Source organism: Bacillus sp. AFS059628, from assembly GCF_002571225.1.
Lineage (GTDB): Bacteria > Bacillota > Bacilli > Bacillales > Bacillaceae_G > Bacillus_A.
The window spans coordinates 103379-123248 of the sequence record NZ_NVEC01000004.1 but is presented as its reverse complement, the minus strand read 5'-3'; the positions used below and the strand labels follow the sequence as shown (position 1 = coordinate 123248).

The 19870-nt window shown below is 34.3% G+C and carries 18 protein-coding genes, 1 pseudogene and 1 riboswitch; of the genes and pseudogenes, 15 read left to right on the top strand and 4 right to left on the bottom strand.

Going from position 1 to position 19870, the window contains the following annotated elements; genetic code table 11:
• Positions 1-65: 65 nt before the first annotated feature.
• From scpC to COL05_RS30845, 9 genes and pseudogenes are all read left to right on the top strand, one after another.
• The gene (gene scpC / locus COL05_RS03715; protein ID WP_098667632.1) at positions 66-1580 is read left to right on the top strand and encodes a succinyl-CoA:acetate CoA-transferase ScpC; all 1515 of its coding nucleotides are present in this window, start codon (positions 66-68) and stop codon (positions 1578-1580) included.
• A 211-nt stretch (positions 1581-1791) separates the two neighbouring features.
• Positions 1792-2235 (top strand): GNAT family N-acetyltransferase, encoded by a 444-nt coding sequence (locus COL05_RS03710; RefSeq protein ID WP_098667631.1) that lies wholly within the window; start codon positions 1792-1794, stop codon positions 2233-2235.
• Positions 2236-2262: 27 nt separating this feature from the next.
• A complete protein-coding gene (locus COL05_RS03705; RefSeq protein ID WP_098667630.1) occupies positions 2263-2622 on the top strand; it encodes a YunG family protein in 360 nt (119 codons plus the stop codon).
• A gap of 53 nt (positions 2623-2675) precedes the next feature.
• On the top strand, positions 2676-4001 hold the full coding sequence (locus tag COL05_RS03700) for a bifunctional S-methyl-5'-thioadenosine deaminase/S-adenosylhomocysteine deaminase (protein WP_142337339.1): 1326 nt from the start codon (positions 2676-2678) through the stop codon (positions 3999-4001).
• A 146-nt stretch (positions 4002-4147) separates the two neighbouring features.
• Entirely contained in the window at positions 4148-5776 is a 1629-nt protein-coding gene (locus COL05_RS03695) for a peptide ABC transporter substrate-binding protein (protein WP_098667628.1), read from the top strand.
• Positions 5777-6205: 429 nt separating this feature from the next.
• Entirely contained in the window at positions 6206-6415 is a 210-nt protein-coding gene (locus COL05_RS03690) for a hypothetical protein (RefSeq protein WP_098667627.1), read from the top strand.
• A gap of 59 nt (positions 6416-6474) precedes the next feature.
• Positions 6475-6855, top strand: coding sequence for a BA_1872 family lipoprotein (locus COL05_RS03685; protein WP_098667626.1), 381 nt, complete (start codon positions 6475-6477; stop codon positions 6853-6855).
• Positions 6856-7163: 308 nt separating this feature from the next.
• Positions 7164-9209, top strand: coding sequence for a class I SAM-dependent methyltransferase (locus COL05_RS03680; protein WP_098667625.1), 2046 nt, complete (start codon positions 7164-7166; stop codon positions 9207-9209).
• Positions 9210-9236: 27 nt separating this feature from the next.
• Positions 9237-9367 (top strand): annotated as a pseudogene (locus COL05_RS30845) (radical SAM/SPASM domain-containing protein); the annotation flags it as partial.
• A 160-nt stretch (positions 9368-9527) separates the two neighbouring features.
• On the opposite strand, the gene COL05_RS03675 reads toward COL05_RS30845, so the two are convergent.
• Positions 9528-10058: a GNAT family N-acetyltransferase gene (locus COL05_RS03675; RefSeq protein WP_098667624.1), complete on the bottom strand. Its 531-nt coding sequence runs from the start codon at positions 10056-10058 to the stop codon at positions 9528-9530.
• Positions 10059-10200: 142 nt separating this feature from the next.
• Between COL05_RS03675 and COL05_RS03670 the strand changes: the two genes are divergently transcribed.
• The 4 genes from COL05_RS03670 (at position 10201) to COL05_RS03655 (ending at position 13760) form a co-directional block, all read left to right on the top strand.
• Entirely contained in the window at positions 10201-10899 is a 699-nt protein-coding gene (locus COL05_RS03670) for a response regulator transcription factor (RefSeq protein ID WP_098667623.1), read from the top strand.
• On the top strand, positions 10889-11956 hold the full coding sequence (locus COL05_RS03665) for a sensor histidine kinase (RefSeq protein ID WP_142337337.1): 1068 nt from the start codon (positions 10889-10891) through the stop codon (positions 11954-11956). Before COL05_RS03670 ends, COL05_RS03665 begins: the two co-directional genes overlap by 11 nt.
• Before the next feature lie 82 nt (positions 11957-12038).
• Entirely contained in the window at positions 12039-12899 is an 861-nt protein-coding gene (locus COL05_RS03660) for a M23 family metallopeptidase (protein WP_098667621.1), read from the top strand.
• A gap of 12 nt (positions 12900-12911) precedes the next feature.
• Positions 12912-13760, top strand: a complete 849-nt coding sequence (locus tag COL05_RS03655; protein ID WP_098667620.1) for an alpha/beta fold hydrolase — start codon at positions 12912-12914, stop codon at positions 13758-13760.
• Positions 13761-13828: 68 nt separating this feature from the next.
• On the opposite strand, the gene COL05_RS03650 is transcribed toward COL05_RS03655, so the two are convergent.
• Complete coding sequence (locus COL05_RS03650; protein WP_098667619.1) at positions 13829-15124, bottom strand: Nramp family divalent metal transporter; 1296 nt, start codon at positions 15122-15124, stop codon at positions 13829-13831.
• A gap of 475 nt (positions 15125-15599) precedes the next feature.
• Here COL05_RS03650 and trhO point away from each other — a divergent pair, with 475 nt between their 5' ends.
• Entirely contained in the window at positions 15600-16559 is a 960-nt protein-coding gene (gene trhO / locus COL05_RS03645; protein ID WP_000246213.1) for an oxygen-dependent tRNA uridine(34) hydroxylase TrhO, read from the top strand.
• Between the two features lie 139 nt (positions 16560-16698).
• Here the strand turns inward: trhO and COL05_RS03640 are convergent, their stop codons facing one another.
• The gene (locus COL05_RS03640; RefSeq protein WP_098667618.1) at positions 16699-18174 is read right to left on the bottom strand and encodes a hypothetical protein; all 1476 of its coding nucleotides are present in this window, start codon (positions 18172-18174) and stop codon (positions 16699-16701) included.
• A gap of 175 nt (positions 18175-18349) precedes the next feature.
• Here COL05_RS03640 and panE point away from each other — a divergent pair, with 175 nt between their 5' ends.
• Positions 18350-19294: a 2-dehydropantoate 2-reductase gene (gene panE / locus COL05_RS03635; RefSeq protein WP_098667617.1), complete on the top strand. Its 945-nt coding sequence runs from the start codon at positions 18350-18352 to the stop codon at positions 19292-19294.
• Between the two features lie 53 nt (positions 19295-19347).
• Here panE and COL05_RS31690 read toward each other — a convergent pair whose 3' ends face one another.
• Positions 19348-19476 (bottom strand): hypothetical protein, encoded by a 129-nt coding sequence (locus COL05_RS31690; RefSeq protein ID WP_000031869.1) that lies wholly within the window; start codon positions 19474-19476, stop codon positions 19348-19350.
• A gap of 139 nt (positions 19477-19615) precedes the next feature.
• Positions 19616-19762: riboswitch (cyclic di-AMP (ydaO/yuaA leader) on the top strand.
• Positions 19763-19870: the final 108 nt, after the last annotated feature.

The following is a 19870-nucleotide window of genomic DNA, read 5'->3' as shown; positions in this document are numbered from 1 at the left end:
ATCCCTATTTTGATAGTGTTAATGTGTAAAATAATTATGAATATTCATTGGGAGAGGGAGTACATATGGAGAATAATTTAGATAGAATTAGGGATCAACGATTAAAAGATCGAGTAGTGACACCTGAAGAGGCAGCTTCATGGATTGAAAGTGGAATGACATTAGGTTTAAGTGGATTTACACGAGCTGGGGATGTAAAAGCAGTCCCATTTGCGCTGGTGAACCGAGTAAAGAATGATAAATCTTTTAAAGTAAATGTTTATACAGGGGCTTCATTAGGTTCGGATGTAGATAAATTATTTGCTGAGGCAGGAATTTTAGGGAAAAGATTGCCTTTCCAAGCCGATGCGACTATGCGAAAAGGAATTAATAACGGAGACTTTTTATTTGTAGATCAGCACTTATCTCATACAGCAGAATTACTTCGTGCTGACGTTATGGATATAGATTTCGCTATCTTGGAAGCGGTTGCGATTACTGAAGACGGAATGATTATTCCAACGACTTCAATTGGTAATTCATTAGCATTTTCCTTGAATGCTAAGTCCATTATTATTGAAATGAATATGGCCCAATCCGCGCAACTAGAGGGGCTACATGATTTATATGAACCAGGTAAACAAGGGGAAAGGCTTCCAATTCCGATTGTGAAAACGGATGATCGAATTGGAACGTTTGGCATTCCGATTGATGTTGAAAAAGTGAAGGGGATTGTATTTACAAACCAATTAGATTCGCCATCAACAATTGTCCCTCCAGATGAAGAAACTGTTATTATGGCACAGCATTTAATAGAGTTTCTTCGAAAAGAAGTCGAAGTAGGCCGATTAACAAATCGTTTAGCGCCGCTACAATCGGGAATTGGTTCAGTTGCCAATGCAGTTCTTCATGGAATGTTAGATTCTGAGTTTGAAGATTTAGAAGTATATTCTGAGGTTTTACAGGATGCGGTCTTTGATCTTATGGATGCTGGGAAAGTCAATTTTGCTTCCTGCTGCTCGATCACGCTTTCTGAAGAGAAAATGCAAAAAGTATTTTCTAACTTTGAAAAATATCGTGATAAATTAATGATGCGCCCACAAGAAATTTCTAATCACCCTGAAATTATTCGCCGCCTTGGGTTAATCTCAATTAATACCGCTTTAGAATTAGATATATACGGAAATGTTAACTCTACTCATGTTTTAGGTACGAAAATGATGAATGGTATTGGTGGTTCTGGTGATTTTGCAAGAAATGCACGTCTAGCTATCTTTGTTACGAAATCGATTGCGAAAGGCGGTAACATTTCAAGTATCGTTCCTTTCGTATCTCATGTAGACCATACGGAACATGATGTAGATGTTATCGTCACTGAACAAGGGTATGTTGATCTAAGAGGACTGGCGCCAAGAGAAAGAGTGGAATTAATTATAGAGAATTGCGCACATCCAATGTATCGTGATCAGCTAAGAGCTTATTACGAAGAAGCTAAAACGAGAGGCGGACAGACCCCTCATGTTTTAGAAAAAGCTTTTTCTTGGCATACGAATTATGCTAAAAATGGAACAATGCTTGAAACGGTATTAGAAACTGTATAGAAATGTAAAAATGATTCTTAAAAGAATATGCTATAAAGATTGAAAGAAAAGAACGCCAATTTTCAGGAATGGCGTTTTTTTCTTTTAAAAAATTGTTACCTATTATGAAGAATTATAAAAGTAAGCTCTTATTTACGGAAATAGGAGGTTTTTTAAATTACTTTTCGAATCATTTTAAGAGTTTATATATCGAAGGTGAGGAGAAAGGATCATGAAGATAAGAAAAGCGTTATTGAGTGAAGCAAATGAATTAAGTGAATTCGCACTACATTCAAAAGCAACGTGGAACTATAGCGAGGAATTCATACTTGCTTGTAAGGAAGATTTAACAATTACCGAAGAGTACATAAAAAATAATTTTGTATATGTTTTAGAAAACGATAATACGATGATTGGATTTTTCTCATTTTTACGTAATGAAAATGCTCTTGATTTTCTATATATTCATCCTCGCTACAAAGGGAAAGGATACGGGAAAATACTTTGGGAGTATGTAATACAACATGCAAATGAATTAGGAATAAAAAGTTTTACGATTGATAGTGATCCAAATGCAAAAGGGTTTTACTTGAAGATGGGAGCGAAGTTAATAGGAGAGACACCATCAACGGTTTTTGAGGATCGTTTACTGCCTCTTTTGAAATATGATGTGTAAAACTATTAATAGTGGGAGAAGATTAGAATGGATGATGTAAAGATAAAAAGGATATATGAATCACTAATAAAATCATGGTCGATTGAAACAAGTTCAAAGTGGACGATTGAGAATCCGGCAAAGGGACAGTGTGGTGTAACTGCTTTAGTCGTTCAAGATATATACGGAGGAAAAATTAAAAAGACAAAAGTAGGGGAGGTGTGGCATTTTTATAACTGTATAGCTGGACAGAGGTTTGATTTTACAGAGACTCAGTTCAATGAAAGGTTGAATTATTTGGATGTGGAATCAAATCGAGAAGAAGCATTTGCAGATACAAATGAAAAACAATATAGCATTTTGAAGGAAAAGATAATGAAAGAATTCAAATTACCTTTTGACTCTTAATCTTTAATAAGTTACTATAATGGTGGTAACTTATTAAAGGGAACTTCATAGAGTTGAAAGGGGAAATACTTTTGAAAACAACTTATGTAAACGCTACAATCGTAACGATGAATGAACAAAATGAAGTGATAGAAAATGGATATATCATTGTAGAAAATGATCAAATTATACATGTAAAGAGCGGAGAATTCGCTAATGATTTTGAAGTAGATGAAGTAATTGATATGAAAGGAAAGTGGGTTTTACCAGGGCTTGTCAATACACATACACACGTTGTAATGAGTCTCTTAAGAGGTATTGGCGATGATATGTTATTACAGCCGTGGCTTGAGACGAGAATTTGGCCACTTGAAAGTCAGTTTACTCCAGAGCTTGCGGTCGCTAGTACGGAATTAGGATTACTTGAAATGGTGAAAAGTGGTACAACATCATTCTCTGACATGTTTAATCCAATTGGAGTAGATCAAGATGCAATTATGGAAACGGTATCAAGAAGTGGGATGCGAGCTGCTGTTTCAAGAACTTTATTTAGCTTCGGAACGAAAGATGACGAAAAGAAAGCAATCGAAGAAGCTGAAAAGTATGTAAAGCGTTACTATAACGAAAGTGGCATGTTAACTACGATGGTTGCACCGCATAGTCCATATACATGTTCCACAGAATTATTAGAAGAATGCGCACGTATTGCAGTAGAAAATCAAACGATGGTTCATATTCATCTTTCGGAAACAGAGCGTGAAGTACGTGATATTGAAGCACAGTACGGAAAACGTCCAGTAGAATATGCAGCAAGTTGCGGGTTGTTTAAACGTCCAACAGTTATTGCACACGGTGTAGTATTAAATGAAAATGAGCGTGCATTTTTAGCAGAACATGATGTTCGAGTAGCTCATAACCCGAATAGTAATTTAAAACTAGGTTCTGGTATAGCGAATGTAAAAGCGATGCTAGAAGCAGGAATGAAAGTAGGAATTGCAACAGATAGTGTGGCATCAAACAACAATTTAGATATGTTTGAAGAAATGCGTATAGCGACTTTACTACAAAAAGGTATTCACCAAGATGCAACAGCACTACCAGTTGAAACAGCTCTTACACTTGCGACTAAAGGAGCTGCTGAAGTAATCGGAATGAAACAAACCGGATCACTTGAGATTGGAAAGTGTGCCGATTTTATTACGATTGATCCATCTAATAAGCCTCATTTACAACCAGCAGATGAAGTGTTATCGCACCTTGTATATGCTGCTAGTGGAAAAGATATAAGCGATGTAATCATTAACGGAAAACGTGTTGTTTGGAATAGCGAATGTAAAACGTTAGATGAAGAGCGTATTATATTTGAAGCAAGTCGTTATAAACGAGGTTTGCAAAGATAGATAATTGAAAAAGCTATCCTTTTTTTAAAAGGATAGCTTTTTTTCTTGAACGAATAAATATTCAAAAGAATGTCGCATCTTTCTGTTATTATTTCTGCTATAATATATTACGCTTTATAATATTTTATATTTAAGGAGAACAACTCATGAAGCGAAAGAAGAGCCATTTAATGGTAATGGCACTTGTTACATCTTTATTATTAACAGCTTGTAATAATAAAGCGAATAAAAGTGACACAGAGGCAAAAGAACAAGTATTAAATGTAACGGTATCAGAAGAGATCCCTTCTCTTGATACTGCGAAAACGATGGATGGTACATCAGCACACGTTATGCAAAACATATTTGAAGGGTTGTATGTATTAGATGATCAAGATCAGCCTATTCCAGCGGTAGCAAAATCGTTTAAAAGAAGTGAAGATGGTAAAAAATATACATTTGATTTGCGTAAAGATGCAAAATGGTCAAATGGGGACAATGTAACAGCAAATGATTTTATGTTTGCATGGAAACGTGCAATTAACCGTGAAACAGCGTCTCAATATGCGTACATGCTTTTTTACGTGAAAAATGCGAAAGAAATAAATAAGGGAACAATGCCTCTTGATGAACTTGGGGTTAAAGTTATAAATGATTATAAGTTAGAAGTGGAACTCGAACAGCCAATCCCGTATTTTTTACAGCTGTTAGCACTACCTATATATTTACCGCAGCATGAATCATTTTTGAAAGAACAAGGAAAGAATTATGCATTGGAATCTAGTAATCTCATATATAATGGGCCATTTGTATTAGAGAAATGGAAGCATGAACAAGAGTTTCAATTAAAGAAGAATGCTACATATTGGGATGAAAAGAAAGTGAAATTAGACGAAATAAACTTTCAAATTGTAAAGGATACAATGACCGCTGTTAATTTGTACGAAGCTGGTAATTTGGACCGGGTGCCTATTAATTCTCAATTTGTAGACAAGTATAAAGGAAGTAAGGAATTGCATATGTCGAGCGAGCCTGCAATTGCTATGCTACGTTTTAATGAGAAAAATAATGCGTTAGCAAATAAAAAGGTGCGTCAATCTATTTCATTAGCGTTAAATAAAGAAGATTTCGTTGCTCATTTTATTAATAACGGGGCAAAGTCTGCAAGCGGACTTGTACCGGCTGGTCATATAAATGAAGAGACTGGTAAAGATTTTAGAAAAGAAAACGGAGATCTTTCTCCATATGATTTGCAAAATGCGAAAAAGATTTGGGAAGAAGCGAAAAAAGAGCTTGGAGTAGAACAAGTAAATCTCGAGTTTTTAACATTTGAACAAGATAATGCAAAACGTATGGCAGAATATATAAAAGGTGACTTAGAAAAGCATTTGCAAGGACTCGCGATCCAAATTAAACAACAGCCATTTAAGCAAAAATTACAGTTAGAACAAATAGGAGATTACGATATATCTATGGGAAATTGGGGACCGGATTATAAAGACCCAATTAGTTATTTAGAACTCTTTACAACGGATAATCAAAATAACAAAATGAATTATTCTAACCGTCACTACGATGAATTAATAAAGAAAGCGAAAAGCGATCTAGTATTAAATCAGAAGAAAAGATGGGAAGCATTGCAAGAGGCCGAGCGCATTCTATTAGAGGATGCTGCGGTCGCACCGCTTTATCAAATGGGCTCAGCTTACGTACAAAAAGATTATGTAAAAGGAATTGAAAAGCATCAATTTGGTGGTATTTATACTTATAAGAATGCTTATATTGCTAATGAATAAATACAAAAAAACCTTACTTTTTAAAAAGTAAGGTTTTTTTAAAGAGTACATGGAATAAGGGAATGCAGTACAGATCAGCATACAAACATTTTCTTGTTGTAACTATGTTTGTTTTTAATTATAAAAAATATTAGATTATTTATTTTGTCATTGATATACTTAAAAGGTAATTGAGGTATTAAGATGAATTGATAGAGATGTTTGTGTGGAATTATTTGAGTATTATAAAAAAGAGGAGTTTAAGTGTTTGATTTGAACGGGGCTTTTTCTATATGAATGAATTGGTATGTATAATACTTGGGCGATATTAATTTGGGAATCTCGGGGGATTCTTTGAAGCTAGAAAAAGTAGAGTCAAATTTCATGTACTATTAGGTCCTGGTGTAGGTTTATGGGGATTTGGTTTAAGGAATAAAGGGGATAATTAGTATGAATAAGAAAGTAAAAAGATTTAAATATTTTATGGTTGTATTAGCCGGTATTGCAATTTTTGGTACAATCTTACCTAATGCATTAGATCCAAATGAAACATTAGCAGGTAAAATTTCAATTGTAGTTTTTGGTACAATGGGAGCTTGTTTACTATTCTCTATTATGTATTTGATTGTAAAAAAAGCTATTTTAAGAGGTGGGAAATAAGATGGTACAAAATTTAGAGTTAGAATTTTAATTCATGTACATAAAAAAGGAGAATTTTTATGAAATTACTACGTTTATTTATGGTTCTCACTCTTGTTGTATTGTTAAGTGCATGCAATACAGCAACACAAGTCACAAAGGTTCAAAAAAATGGCGAAACGACTTTGAAAATTGGTTCGTTGCAAGGGTATTACGATGTACAAACGGTTAAAGCTGAAAAAGGAAATGTGGAAATTCCTTATGAAGCAGCTGTTGAAGAAGGTACAATTTTATTACAAGTTACAAAAGATGATAAGGTAATTTATGAAGAAGAAATCACTTCTCAAAAAGAAGGTTTGCTTTCTTTTGAAGCTCCAAAATCCGGATCATATGATTTAATTGTACGCGTGAAAAGTGAAAAAGAGAAAGCAAAAGAAATTCAAATACATACTAAGCTATGAAAAAACGGCAAGTGGAGTGCACCCGCTTGCCGTTTCCATTTTCGGTTGATTCTATCACAACATATGTTTATCAATGTAAGAAGTGATCCGCTGAGTCCTACTGTTTATTCCGCCGAAATTCCTGATGAAGTTACAATAAGAGATGAACAAAAGAATGTGTTACAAACCCGATAATTCTTTTTTACAAGAGCAAAAGACTGGGTTTGAAGCGTTTGTATTTGAAAGAGTTCTAGATGGTAAAGGGGGACATAGGGTGATGATCTTTTTAGAGAAGGTGTCTCAGACTTTACTACAGATATTGATTATATATGGGGGTAAATAAGTTGAAAAACATTGAGATTCTAAATAAATACATTAAAGGGTTTTCCGATACTCTCCCTACGTGGTTAAAGTATTTAATCGAGGCAGAGGAGATACATCAAAACTATGAGAATGTACAAGTACTTGGAACATTAAAAACAGATGCGGTGTTGTACTATGTGCACCGTACGCTACAAGTGTTAGATGGACTGCCTTTAGATGAAGAAGCATATCGTATTATTGAAAAGGTACTAACGTATAGTGAGCTTGCAAAGGTAGGATCTTTAAAACAGCGGGAGCAATGGAAGAAAAACGGGATTAATCTATTCGTACATAACGAGGGTTCTGCTGATATCTTTAGTGATATTCAGTTTATTGAACATGTAGAGACAAACTTAAACTCTACTGAGTATTTGTTTATTCGAGATTTAATTAGAACACATGGATTAATCGGGCAGTATATACGCGGGGAGGCTCGTTTGGACTCTCATGTTGATTTAATTAACACATATAAAGAAGAATACGGAGACGTTAGGTTAAAGGAGATTCTATACTATCTTAACCAATGCATTATTGAAGGCGTATCAAAAGCTTTGTGGAGTGAAGTGAAGAACGATGTGAAGATTACAATTGATGGCCTGTTTGATGGTTATATGGAGCCATTTACTTCTCGCATACATAGACTCACACCAAAACATAAGGAGTCAGTATTTGAAAAAGATATAATTATGGGGAGCGAGAAGAGAGACGTTCAAACATTTTTATCTGATAAGGATTTGTGGTATGTAGAACCGTCTATGCATGCTCTTAGCTTTGAGGATATTTGGACAGTTTTTGTTATGTTAAAGAACGAGATAGGCTCTAGAAAAGTTCAGCATATACATTTCGAAAAATTGATGCAACAGTTGCACTATGATTTCAAAGGTGAGAAAAAGGACAACGTGTATCGTAAGCGGGTTATTGAGAAGTATCTACGAGAGTATCGTGAGAACGAGAAGCCGAATGAAACGCATGTTTCTTTTAAGGTTAAAGTCGATGAAGATATGAAGACTGCGTATGTATCGTTTCAGTTTTCTGCTGTAGGTGAGGCGTTAATTACCTTCTGTGTAGAGGCAGAAAAGATAGATATGATGCATGCTCGGGCAAATGTGCTGCTTTTTGATTTCTTCGGGTTACGTAAGGATGCATATGATAGATTCCATAATGAAGAAGTGTATCTGGAACATATGAATAGCTCAGCTGATGATAAACGAATTATTCTTGATTATATAAAGGGAGATACGATTGTAGATGTCGGAGCTGGTGGTGGTGTCATGTTAGACATGATCGAAGAAGAGACAGAGGACAAACGAATCTACGGTATAGATATTTCCGAAAACGTGATTGATACGTTGAAAAAGAAGAAGCAGAACGAGGGGCGTTCTTGGGACGTCATTAAAGGGGATGCAATCAATTTAAGCAGCTCATTTGGAAAAGAATCGGTTGATACGATTGTATATTCTTCTATCCTTCATGAGCTGTTCTCTTATATAGAGTATGAAGGTAAGAAATTCAATCATGAAGTAATTAAAAAAGGGCTGCAGAGTGCCTATGAGGTGTTAAAGCCAGGAGGCCGTATTATCATTCGTGATGGCATCATGACCGAAGATAAAACGTTAATACGGTTGATTCGTTTTAAAGATGCAGGCGGAATGAAGTTCTTAGAGCAGTATGTCCGTGAATTCAAGGGACGTATAATCAAGTATGAGGTACTTGCAGACGATACAGTCAAAATGCCTGTTAATGATGCAATGGAGTTCTTATATACGTATACATGGGGCGAGGATTCCTTCGTTCACGAGGTGCAAGAGCAGTTTGGAATATTTACGCTAAACGAATATAAGGATTTCGTAAAGGGTATCTTTGGAGATAAAATAAACATCGTTCAAGCTATGAACTATTTACAGGGTGGATATACACAACATCTTAGCGAGAAAATCGAGTTTAAAGATGAGTCTGGGAATGTTGTTGCGCTACCGGATAGTACATTCTTTATGGTTTTAGAAAAGAGGTAATGATGTTGAAAACTTTTAAAAAGTTTAGTTTGTGAGTTTCTATATGTTTGTGGGGGATCTCGTTCTAGAGCATATGCAATAACGGGAGATTACATGGAATATACATTCCAAAAGCATTGCGAAAACAGAAAAAGAACGTAAAAAAGGGATATGAGTAAGAATATGCTCATGCCCCTTTTTAAAATTATATAATTTATTGTACTTCGCATCAGTCGTATGATGATCTAAGAAATGAATAACGCTCGGTTTCCCATCTTTCGTTAAAGATGCACTATCCTGATTTATTATGCTGAAACGAGTTTTTACGCATAATTTCTATTAAACCGATTTTAATAAAGAATAAAAATTCGTGTCATAAGGGATATCATCTTGATACATATAATTTTTTAGAACGCCTTCTTTTTCAAATCCTAATTTTAATAGCAATTTATTTGAAGCTTCATTTTCAAGAAATACAATTGCCCCAATACGCTTTAAGTGAATGGTATGGAAACCGTATGATATAACTTCAGAAACAGCTTCAGTTGCATATCCTTTTCCCCAGTGTTCAGGGAAAAAGGCATAACTTAAATTGGCTCGTTTATGCTCAGAAGACCAATCATGAAACCCGATTGTTCCAATGAGTTCTTTCTTGTTTTTTAATTCAATTCCCCACTTTATACCGCTTCTTGCATTGTAACTCAGTTTAAAGTTATGAATGACTTGTTTCACTTGATCAATATCTTGTAATGGTTTTTGGCCATAATAGCGCAGTACGTCAGTATTAGAGAAGCATTGTAGTATACTCGGTGCATCTTCTTCGGTAAGTTCTCTTAAAATGAGTCGGTCGGTTTTCAATATAGGAAACATGCTTTCACTCCATTTCTTTTGAAACTAGAATGTGTTGTTATTATATAATCTAGTCTGAAAATAAAGATTATTCAAGAGGGAAGTACGGTTTTAATTTGTGATAAAATTGATTGTGGAATATATTTCAAAAAGAGGTTTGTATATGGAGAAAAACTCAATTTTAATTGTAGATGATGATCAAGATATTGTTCGATTTGTTAATGCGAATTTAATGCAAGAAGGTTTTAAAGTTTTAAGTACTCATAACGGAGAAGAGGCTTTAAAAATCATAAATAATAACAGTATTCAACTTGCTATTTTGGATATTATGATGCCACACATGGATGGGATAGAATTGTGCAGAAGGATTAGAGAGAAACATAGTTTACCAATTATGTTTTTAAGTGCAAAATCATCGGATATAGATAAAGTAATTGGATTTAGTACTGGGGCAGATGATTATATTGTGAAGCCGTTTAGTACAATTGAATTTATAGCGAGAGTGAAAGCTCAATTAAGAAGGTATACATATTTCAATCAAAATGCTGTCCAAGTAATAGAAAAGAAAATAAACATTAGAGGTTTAGAAATAGATGAAGTGTCTAGAACAGTAATGTTATACGGAGAAACAATCAATCTTACGAAAACTGAATATGATATTTTGTACTTAATGGCAGCTGCGAAGAATCGTGTTTTTACTATTGAAGAAATATATGAAAGCGTTTGGAAAGAAAGAGCCTATGAAAGTAATAATACAGTAATGGTTCATATGGCAAGATTAAGAAATAAAATTGAAGAGAATCCAAAAGAGCCGAAGTTTATACAGAATGTTTGGGGAGTCGGATATAAAATTGAAGATTAAATCATTACAAGGCATTAGAGCTAAGTTTTTTATCGCATTCATACGTAGCATCTTATTAGCGACTGTAAGTATAATAGCGTTTCAAATTGTAATTGGAAATATATATAGTCATGTTACTGCGTTAGAAGAAAAATATTCACTTTTATATGTAATAGCTTTTTTAATTATTACTACAATATACTTTGCATTCATGACAAGAACAATAATGAAAAGGTTATCTGAAATAAATAAGAACGTGAAAGAAATAAGTAATGGTAATTTGGAGATACATATACCTATTTCAAAAAATGACGAGATTGGTGAATTAGCAGCGAATGTTAATAGAATGGCTAAAAGTTTAAAAGAGTCTATCGAAAATGAAAAAAAATCACAGGAAATGAAAACTGAAATGATTAGTAATATTTCTCATGACTTACGAACACCTGTAACATCTCTAATCGGTTACGCGGACCTGTTAGGAAGTCAGTTTCATACAAATAGAGAAGAATGTGAACAGTATGTAAGTATATTAAAGCGAAAAAGTTATGAATTAAAAAATCAAGTAGATGATTTATTAGATTATTGTCAAATAAATTATAGGGAGATTGAATTACATAAAAGTGTAGTAAATATGAAAGCGTTCATTGAACAAATCATGATTGATTTTGTGCCACAACTAGATGATGCCGATATGAGCTTTTGTATTAAGGGTGATAAGGGGTTACATGTGGAAATGGATGTAGCGCTTATGGTGAGGCTTTTCGAAAATATAATTAGTAATAGTATTATGTACGGGAAAGACGGAAAACAGATTTTGATTCAAATTTCCAAAAGAGACCTGAATGTTGAAATAGAAATTAAAAATTTTGGACAATATATTCCGAATGAGAACCTTCCTTACGTTTTTGAGAAGTTTTATCGTGGTGACAAATCACGTAGCTCTCATACGGGTGGAAAAGGAATGGGGCTTGCAATTGCGAGAAGTATAGCAGAGCTTCATAACGGGGATATCACTGTGCGCAGTAACGAGAAAGAAACTGTTTTCACTATCGCTTTACCGCGTTATAAAGAATTGTAAGAAAGTCGTAAGTGTTTCTTTTATATGTCGTAATTTTCACTTCGTATTATGTAGAACAAAGATATGAGAGTGGGGATACAACATGTGGAAGAAATATGTATTAATAATTTTAGCTGTGTTTTTAATTATAAGTTGGAGTGTAGTTTATTTAGCTAAAGGTGTTATATCAGTCATTGCTTGGTGGAGTATACAAGCCTTTAGCATAGTATCACTCTTTATTTTGATAGGGGTAACGTTACTATTTGTGTGGAAAGGAATTTTCAGACAACGAATAGATGGAGCGCTACTCTTCATCGTTCTTTTCTCTATAATTGGAGCTTGGCCTTTAGGATGGTTTGCGAACATTGGTAGACTTGCTTATCCGGCAGATGTGCATTCTACGAGCCCTAAAGTAGTCGTGCGCTTTCCTTTAAATGAACGAGCATTAGTGGGGTGGGGCGGTGATCGGTTAGAAACGAATTATCACGTTATAAAACCAAATGAGCGCTGGGCATATGATATTCTTATTCCTCCTGCTGAAGTGACAAGTCGTAAGTTAGAGGATTATGGAATATATGGAGCGAAAGTAATGGCACCAGCTTCTGGAACAGTTGTATCCATCAATAATGATGAAAAAGATGTAGTTCCGGGAGAGGATGATTTTCAATCAATGGCGGGTAATCATATTTATTTACGACTAGATGAATCAGAGACATATTTAATTCTTGCCCATTTAAAGCAAGGATCCATTAAAGTTAAAGAAGGACAACATGTAAATGAAGGAGAATTTCTTGCTCAGGTCGGTAACTCAGGAAGTTCAAGTGAGCCGCATTTACATATTCATCATCAAAGGCAGAATCCATCCAAGGTAAGCATATTTCTTTCGGAAGGATTACCACTTTACTTTCGAACTGAGAAAGGTGTGATAATGCCGGAAAAAGGAGAATACATAAAAAGACATTAGGGGGAAACGCTGATGTGGGAGAAATATTATATCGAAACTGAAAGAGGGAACTTTGAGTATTTTCAAAAGGGAGAAGGAAACCCACTTTGTGTAACACATCTATACAGTGAGTTTAATAGCAATGGTAACTTATTTGCTTCTGCATTTACAAACCATTACACAGTGTATCTTATAAACTTAAGAGGATGCGGAAATTCTACACATGACACCACTAAATATAATCTGGGAATGGTAGATGCAGTACGTGATTTAGAGGCGATACGTGAAGCGTTAAATATTAAAGAGTGGACATATGCAGGTCATTCAACTGGTGGAATGCTTGCTTTACAGTATGCGATAATGTGTCCAGAGAGGCTTATAAAAATTATAGCTGGCGGATTATGTGCATCAGCTGAATATATGAATCACAAAAATAGTATTTATTGTAGAGATAATAATCAAAATACTCGTTTAACAGAAATATTTGCGGTGCTCAGGGACAGAGATTCTACAATTGATGAGAGGCGTGCCGTAAATAAAGAGTGGACAATGATGTCTTTATATAATAAATCAGCTTATGATGAAATGATTACTAGACCGAACAGTGGGAAAACAGTATCAAAACGTCTTGATTATTTTTCTTATAAGGAGTTACCTACATTTGACTTACGTTTACAATTAGAGAACTTAAATATACAAGCCCATATTTATGCTGGAATTTATGATGCACAGTGTCCTTATGAATTTGCAGTGGAAGTAGCGGAACTTATGCCAAATGCGATAATGTCGACATTTGAATACAGCAATCATTTTCCATTTATTGAGGAGGAAGAAGAGTTTATAAAATTTGTTGAAAGCACGGTCTGTCATGTAAATGGATGATAAAAATTTATAATTTAAAAAGAAAAAGGCTGTCTTCAACACAAATTTGAAACAGCCTTCTTCTTTCGTTATCCTACAAATGTTTGATACAGTAAGAAAATATTTAAAATGATAACAAGTGTCGCGATAATCCAAGCGATAAAAGTTGTTATGCGGTGATTAACGAGCGCACCCATAATTTTTTTATTGCTTGTAAACATAATCAGTGGTACTAATGCAAAAGCAATACCGAATGATAAGACGACTTGGCTCATGACTAGAGCGTATGTTGGATTTACACCTAAAGCGATAATAACTAATGGCGGAATCATTGTAATAAAGCGGCGTAAATATAACGGAATATGCATTCGAATGAAACCTTGCATAATAATATCACCTGACATTGTACCGACAGAAGAGCTAGATAGTCCTGCTGATAAGAGTCCAATTCCAAATAAAGTAGCTGATACAGGGCCGACTAAAGTACTAAACTGGTTAAAAGCAACATCGAGATCTTCGACATGTAAGCCGTTTTTAAAGAATAGTGCAGCCGCAACAATTAACATACTTGCATTAATTGCTCCGGCGATAACCATTGCGATAATAATATCAATAAACTCGAAGCGGAAAATCTTTTTCTTTTGTTCATCATTTGTTCCGACTACGCGGCGCTGCGTTAAGGCGGAATGTAAATAGATTGCGTGTGGCATAACTGTCGCACCTAAAATTCCAGCTGCAAGTAATATACTGTCTACACCTTGGAATTTCGGAATGAAAAGTCCTGAAAGTAGAGGGCTTAATTCCGGTTTTGCATAAAAGACTTGTACACCAAAAGCGATAACAACGATGAAAATCATTCCTGTTATGATAGCTTCTAATGGGCGAAATCCTCTTCGTTGAAACTCAAGAATAATAAATGATCCGACTGCTGTAATTAAAGCGGCAGGTAGCATCGGAATTCCAAATAATAAATACAATCCGAGTGCTGCCCCGATAAATTCAGCTAAATCAGTAGCCATAATAACGAGTTCACCTTGTATCCATAAGCCGATGGATACAGGTTTTGGGAAGTTTTCTCGAGCAATTTCAGGAAGGTTTCTACCTGTAGCGATTCCTAATTTAGCTGATAAAGTTTGGATTAATACAGCCATTAAATTAGAAGCGAGAATTACCCAGAGTAATAAATATCCATATTGTGATCCAGCGGCAATATTTGTCGCGAAATTGCCAGGGTCAATATAAGCGACTGAAGCGATAAAAGCAGGACCTAAAAAAGGTAATAGTCTTTTTAAACCTTTCGTTTGTCCGCTTAATGCTAAATGTGCTGATTGAACAGTTGTACTTTGAGAAGGGACTTGTTCATCTTTTGATATATCTTTATTCATAGTCGTTTTCCCCTTTAAAATGTTAACATGATGAAATTATTGTAAGTATTCTTATTGCTTATTTCAATACATTTAAATGTATTAGATGATATTTTTATTTGAACATAAATGTTTCCTTAGTGCAAATTATATGCCTTTATACAATGAATGGTGTGACGTTATAAAAAATTGGGAGTTTATGGTGTGAAGACGTGGGGAAACATAATGAATTAAAGGGCTATTTTTGAAATTTATGTGAACATAAAGCCGATAATACAGCATATTAATTGATGGAATTGCATTTGTATGATATATAATATATTGGGATTACAACATAACCATAGTGTTTTGATGTGTAATCTTGTTTTTTATTTTTGTTAACTGATAGAAAATAGTATAAAGAGAAGAAAATGGATTCATTTTCTTATTATATATGTTTTGATATAAACGTTAACTTATACATGATTTTAAAAATTAGATAGGTGGTAGAAATACATTGGCAACTACAAAACCATATAGAGTATTACTATATTACATGTACACAACAATTGAAAACCCAGAAGAATTCGCGGCAGAGCATTTAGCATTTTGTAATTCACTTGAATTAAAAGGCAGAATTCTTGTAGCAAAAGAAGGTATTAACGGAACTTGTTCTGGTACTGTAGAACAAACAGAGAAATACATGGAAGCTATGAACAACGATCCACGTTTTGATGGCATCGTATTTAAAATAGATGAAGCTGATGGTCATGCATTCAAGAAAATGCACGTGCGTCCTCGTCCAGAATTAGTTACACTTCGTCTAGAAGATGACATTAACCCACACGAAATCACTGGTAAGTATTTAGAGCCGAAAGATTTTTATGAAGCAATGAAACAAGAAGATACAGTTATCATTGATGCACGAAATGATTATGAATTTGATTTAGGTCACTTCAAAGGTGCGATTAAACCTGATATCGAATCATTCCGTGAATTACCAGATTGGATTCGCGAAAATAAAGAAGTACTTGAGGGCAAAAAGATTTTAACGTATTGTACAGGCGGAATTCGTTGTGAGAAGTTTTCTGGTTGGTTAGTTCGTGAAGGTTACGAAGATGTAAGTCAGCTTCACGGAGGTATTGTAACGTACGGAAAAGATCCAGAAGTACAAGGTGAGCTTTGGGATGGACAATGCTACGTGTTTGATGAGCGTATCGCTGTACCAGTAAACCAAAAAGAACATGTTATCGTTGGTAAAGACCACTTTACAGGTGAACCTTGTGAGCGCTATGTAAACTGTTCAAATCCAGAATGTAATAAGAAAATTTTATGTTCTGAAGAAAACGAAGCGAAATATTTACGTGCATGTTCTCATGAATGTCGTGTAAGCCCTCGTAACCGCTACGTAATACAACATGAATTAACAGAAGAACAAGTAGCTGCTGCATTAGAAAAAATCGAAGCAGGAAAGTAAGTTTTTATAAAAAAGTACTCCAAATTTTATTTTGGAGTACTTTTTTTGTTAACTTTTTTCGGTAAGTCGATATATTGCCGATAAAAATTTCGTTTACTAAAACGTGTACCATGTATTTTAAATTTGAGAATAACCTTCTTTACTTCTTATCATCTTTCGCTTTTACAGCAGAAAGTACAGTTTGTTTTACCCATGCTTTTCTTCGTTTATGTTGTATGCCCCATTGGTATAAACTTTGTGCACCTAAAATAAGTGAAATGACGATGCCGCTAATCGCTATTAAAAGCGCGAAAAATTCAAGTGGCGACGATATTTTGTTTGAATCGGTGTTTCTTAACAAATCAATCATAGTAAAACCTAACATTTGGCCTACTACAGAGTAGAGCGTTAAAATTAATAGTAAAAGGCTATCTTTTTTTGAAGCGACATTTTCTTGATATTTAAACAAACTATCAAGATTTTGTTTTGCATTCGAGTATAGTACTTCAATGTTAAAAAGCTTTCTTAATCGAAAGAAAATATCTTCACTCTGTGATTGAGATACTAACTCTAAAGAAAAGTAATTTGCTGTAAACGAATTGATTGAATAAATTAATTGCTCTATTTCATTTGTATCTTGTTCAATATTTAACTCGGCATAAGCGTTTGCCATTTTTAATAAAACAACTTTATGAAATAGATTTAATAACAAAGCGTAATAAAACTCCCCATACATTTGACTCGCAAGTTTAGCGATTGCTTGCTCACCTTCATTTGTTATACATGTAAAAATGTGTTCTTCCATAATAAAGTAGCGATTAGGGGCCCATCTTTGATAAGAATGTTTTGCTAAATAATCTTGAATATAAGGAACATTATTTGCACTAATATAGGGCTTACCATCGTCTGTTAATCCGGAAAGACTGGAAGCTCGGTATACATCAACTACATGAAGATCCGACTCTTTGTTTATGGATAATAAAGTTTGTACATACATTCGTTGATCTTCAAAGAAAGGAAAGGTTTGAAAGTAAGAACTTCTTAATCTCTTCTTCTCAAAGAAATCTGTTATGCCATGAAATAAATAACCAAAAATGAATCTTTCCACTTGGGAATACTTTTTTCCATTGCATTCAATACAAATAGTCTCGTTTGTATCATTTTTAGTTTCAAGTACACGGAAACGGGCCGCAAATTCAATTGCTTCTGATAATGTCATGTTTGGAGCGGTTTCTACTTCCGTCCGAATTGTTAAGAAGCCAAGCTCATAAGGACAAAGTGTCACGTCAATAGAATGAATCTTAAATGGAACGGAAATAAGATTTGTTGTTAAATGTCCTGTTAAGTTAAGGTCTTTAGAATAGCGTTGCAATCCTTTTTGATGTTCTGAGTGAGGAAAGAGTATTTTATTTGTAAATGAAAGATAATATGCTTCCATATTCTGATGTGAAACTTGAAACTTTCCATAGTATGTATTTTCATTTTCAAGATGATCGAGTCGAAAAGGGCGAAAGTCATTTTTCTGTAAGAAGGGGAACATATTTTGTTCATATCCAGTTTTAAAAGAAAATGGGAATATAAATTGAAATATAGCTGTTGTTACATCCTTTTCCTCGATTGTTTGTATTGCCTCCATTTACATTGTTTCCTTTCCATATATGCTATAAAAACAACATACCCAAATTTATTTGAAAATAACCACTGTTTTACACTTGGTTAAGTATGAAAATTCAGCTTATTTAGTAGGGGACATGTATAATGTTATGTATACGAAAAGTTATAACATTGTATTTTGAAAAGGGGGATGTTGTATGCGTATTTTAGTATTAGGAGCTGGTGGCGTTGGAGGCTTTTTTGGAGGTCGCTTAGTAGAAAAGAGAGAAGATGTTACGTTTCTTGTTCGTAGTAAACGGAAAAAACAATTGGAGGAAAGGGGACTTGTAATCCGAAGTGTTAACGGAGATTTTTCCTTTCAACCGAAATTAATAACGAAAGAAGATCGAACTTCTCCATTTGATGTTATTTTATTTTCAACAAAAGCGTATCACTTAAACGAGGCAATGCAAGATTTGAAGCCGTTTGTAGGTGAAAATACTGTAATTATTCCATTGCTAAATGGTATCGCACATGTATCACTATTACAAAAAGAATTTGGTGATGAGAAAGTGATTGGCGGTTTGTGCTTTATAGAGACGACGTTAAACGATCAAGGAGAGATTGTACAGACGAGTGCTGCAAACAGACTTGTATTTGGAGAAATGAAGCCTCAAGATTCAGAGAGAATACAGCATATTTCTAAAGCATTTACAGGTACAAAATCTAGTTTTGTATTAAGTGAAAATATTATGCAAGATATGTGGCATAAATATTTATTCATTACTGTAATGTCGGGTGTGACGACATTAATGCGGGCACCGATAGGACCGATTCGTGAAAGCGAAGGTGGACGCGATTTTATCCAAAACTTATTTGAAGAATGTATGCAAATTATGAGATGTATAGGAGCTCCAATTAAAGATAATATTGCCCAAGAACATATGAAAACAATTGATAAAATTTCGTATAATATGAAGTCATCGATGCAACGTGATATGGAAAAAGATTCGTCTATTGAAGGCGAGCACTTGCAAGGATATTTACTAAATGCAGCAAAACAATTTTCTATAGAAGCGCCATTATTAGGTGCGGTATATCAAAATTTGAAAGTGTATGAAGAAATGACCTTTAACAAATCAGCGATAGAATTGGATGTATGAAAAAATAAAAAGAAAGCAATATATAAGTGTATTGCTTTCTTTTTTATGACAAATTATTTATTTCTTTTCGTTCTATCTGTCAAATTTATTTCCTGTTCACGTTTACCGTATAATTGATTAATTTCATTTGCTAATGCATCTAAATAGGAATCGGAAAAAATAGGCTTCTTTTCTTTAGACATGTGGGTCTCCTTTATCAATTTTTTAGTATTCATTATGTATGTTTACCGGCGAATTATGCGAAATCATTTAATTTTTTTCTTTTTAAAAATTTTTATTTACATTTTGAAAATAAAGGAGTATTATAATCCACAGTTTCAATTTTCTAAATCGCTGAAACCGCATGGTGCGGGGGACCCGTTCTTATGGATTAGTTCTTAATCCAATGGGGTGAATCCTTGAAAAAGGTAGGGCTACTCATAGGCCCGAATCCGACAGCTAACCTCGTAAGCGTTATATTGAGAAGGAAGGTGGAGCTTGTGCGACAAAAAATATAATGTCTACAAGTCTATTTCGTTATGGCTTGTAGACATTTTTTGTTTTCTGAGGAAATAGTTTATCCGCTGTAACTAGCAG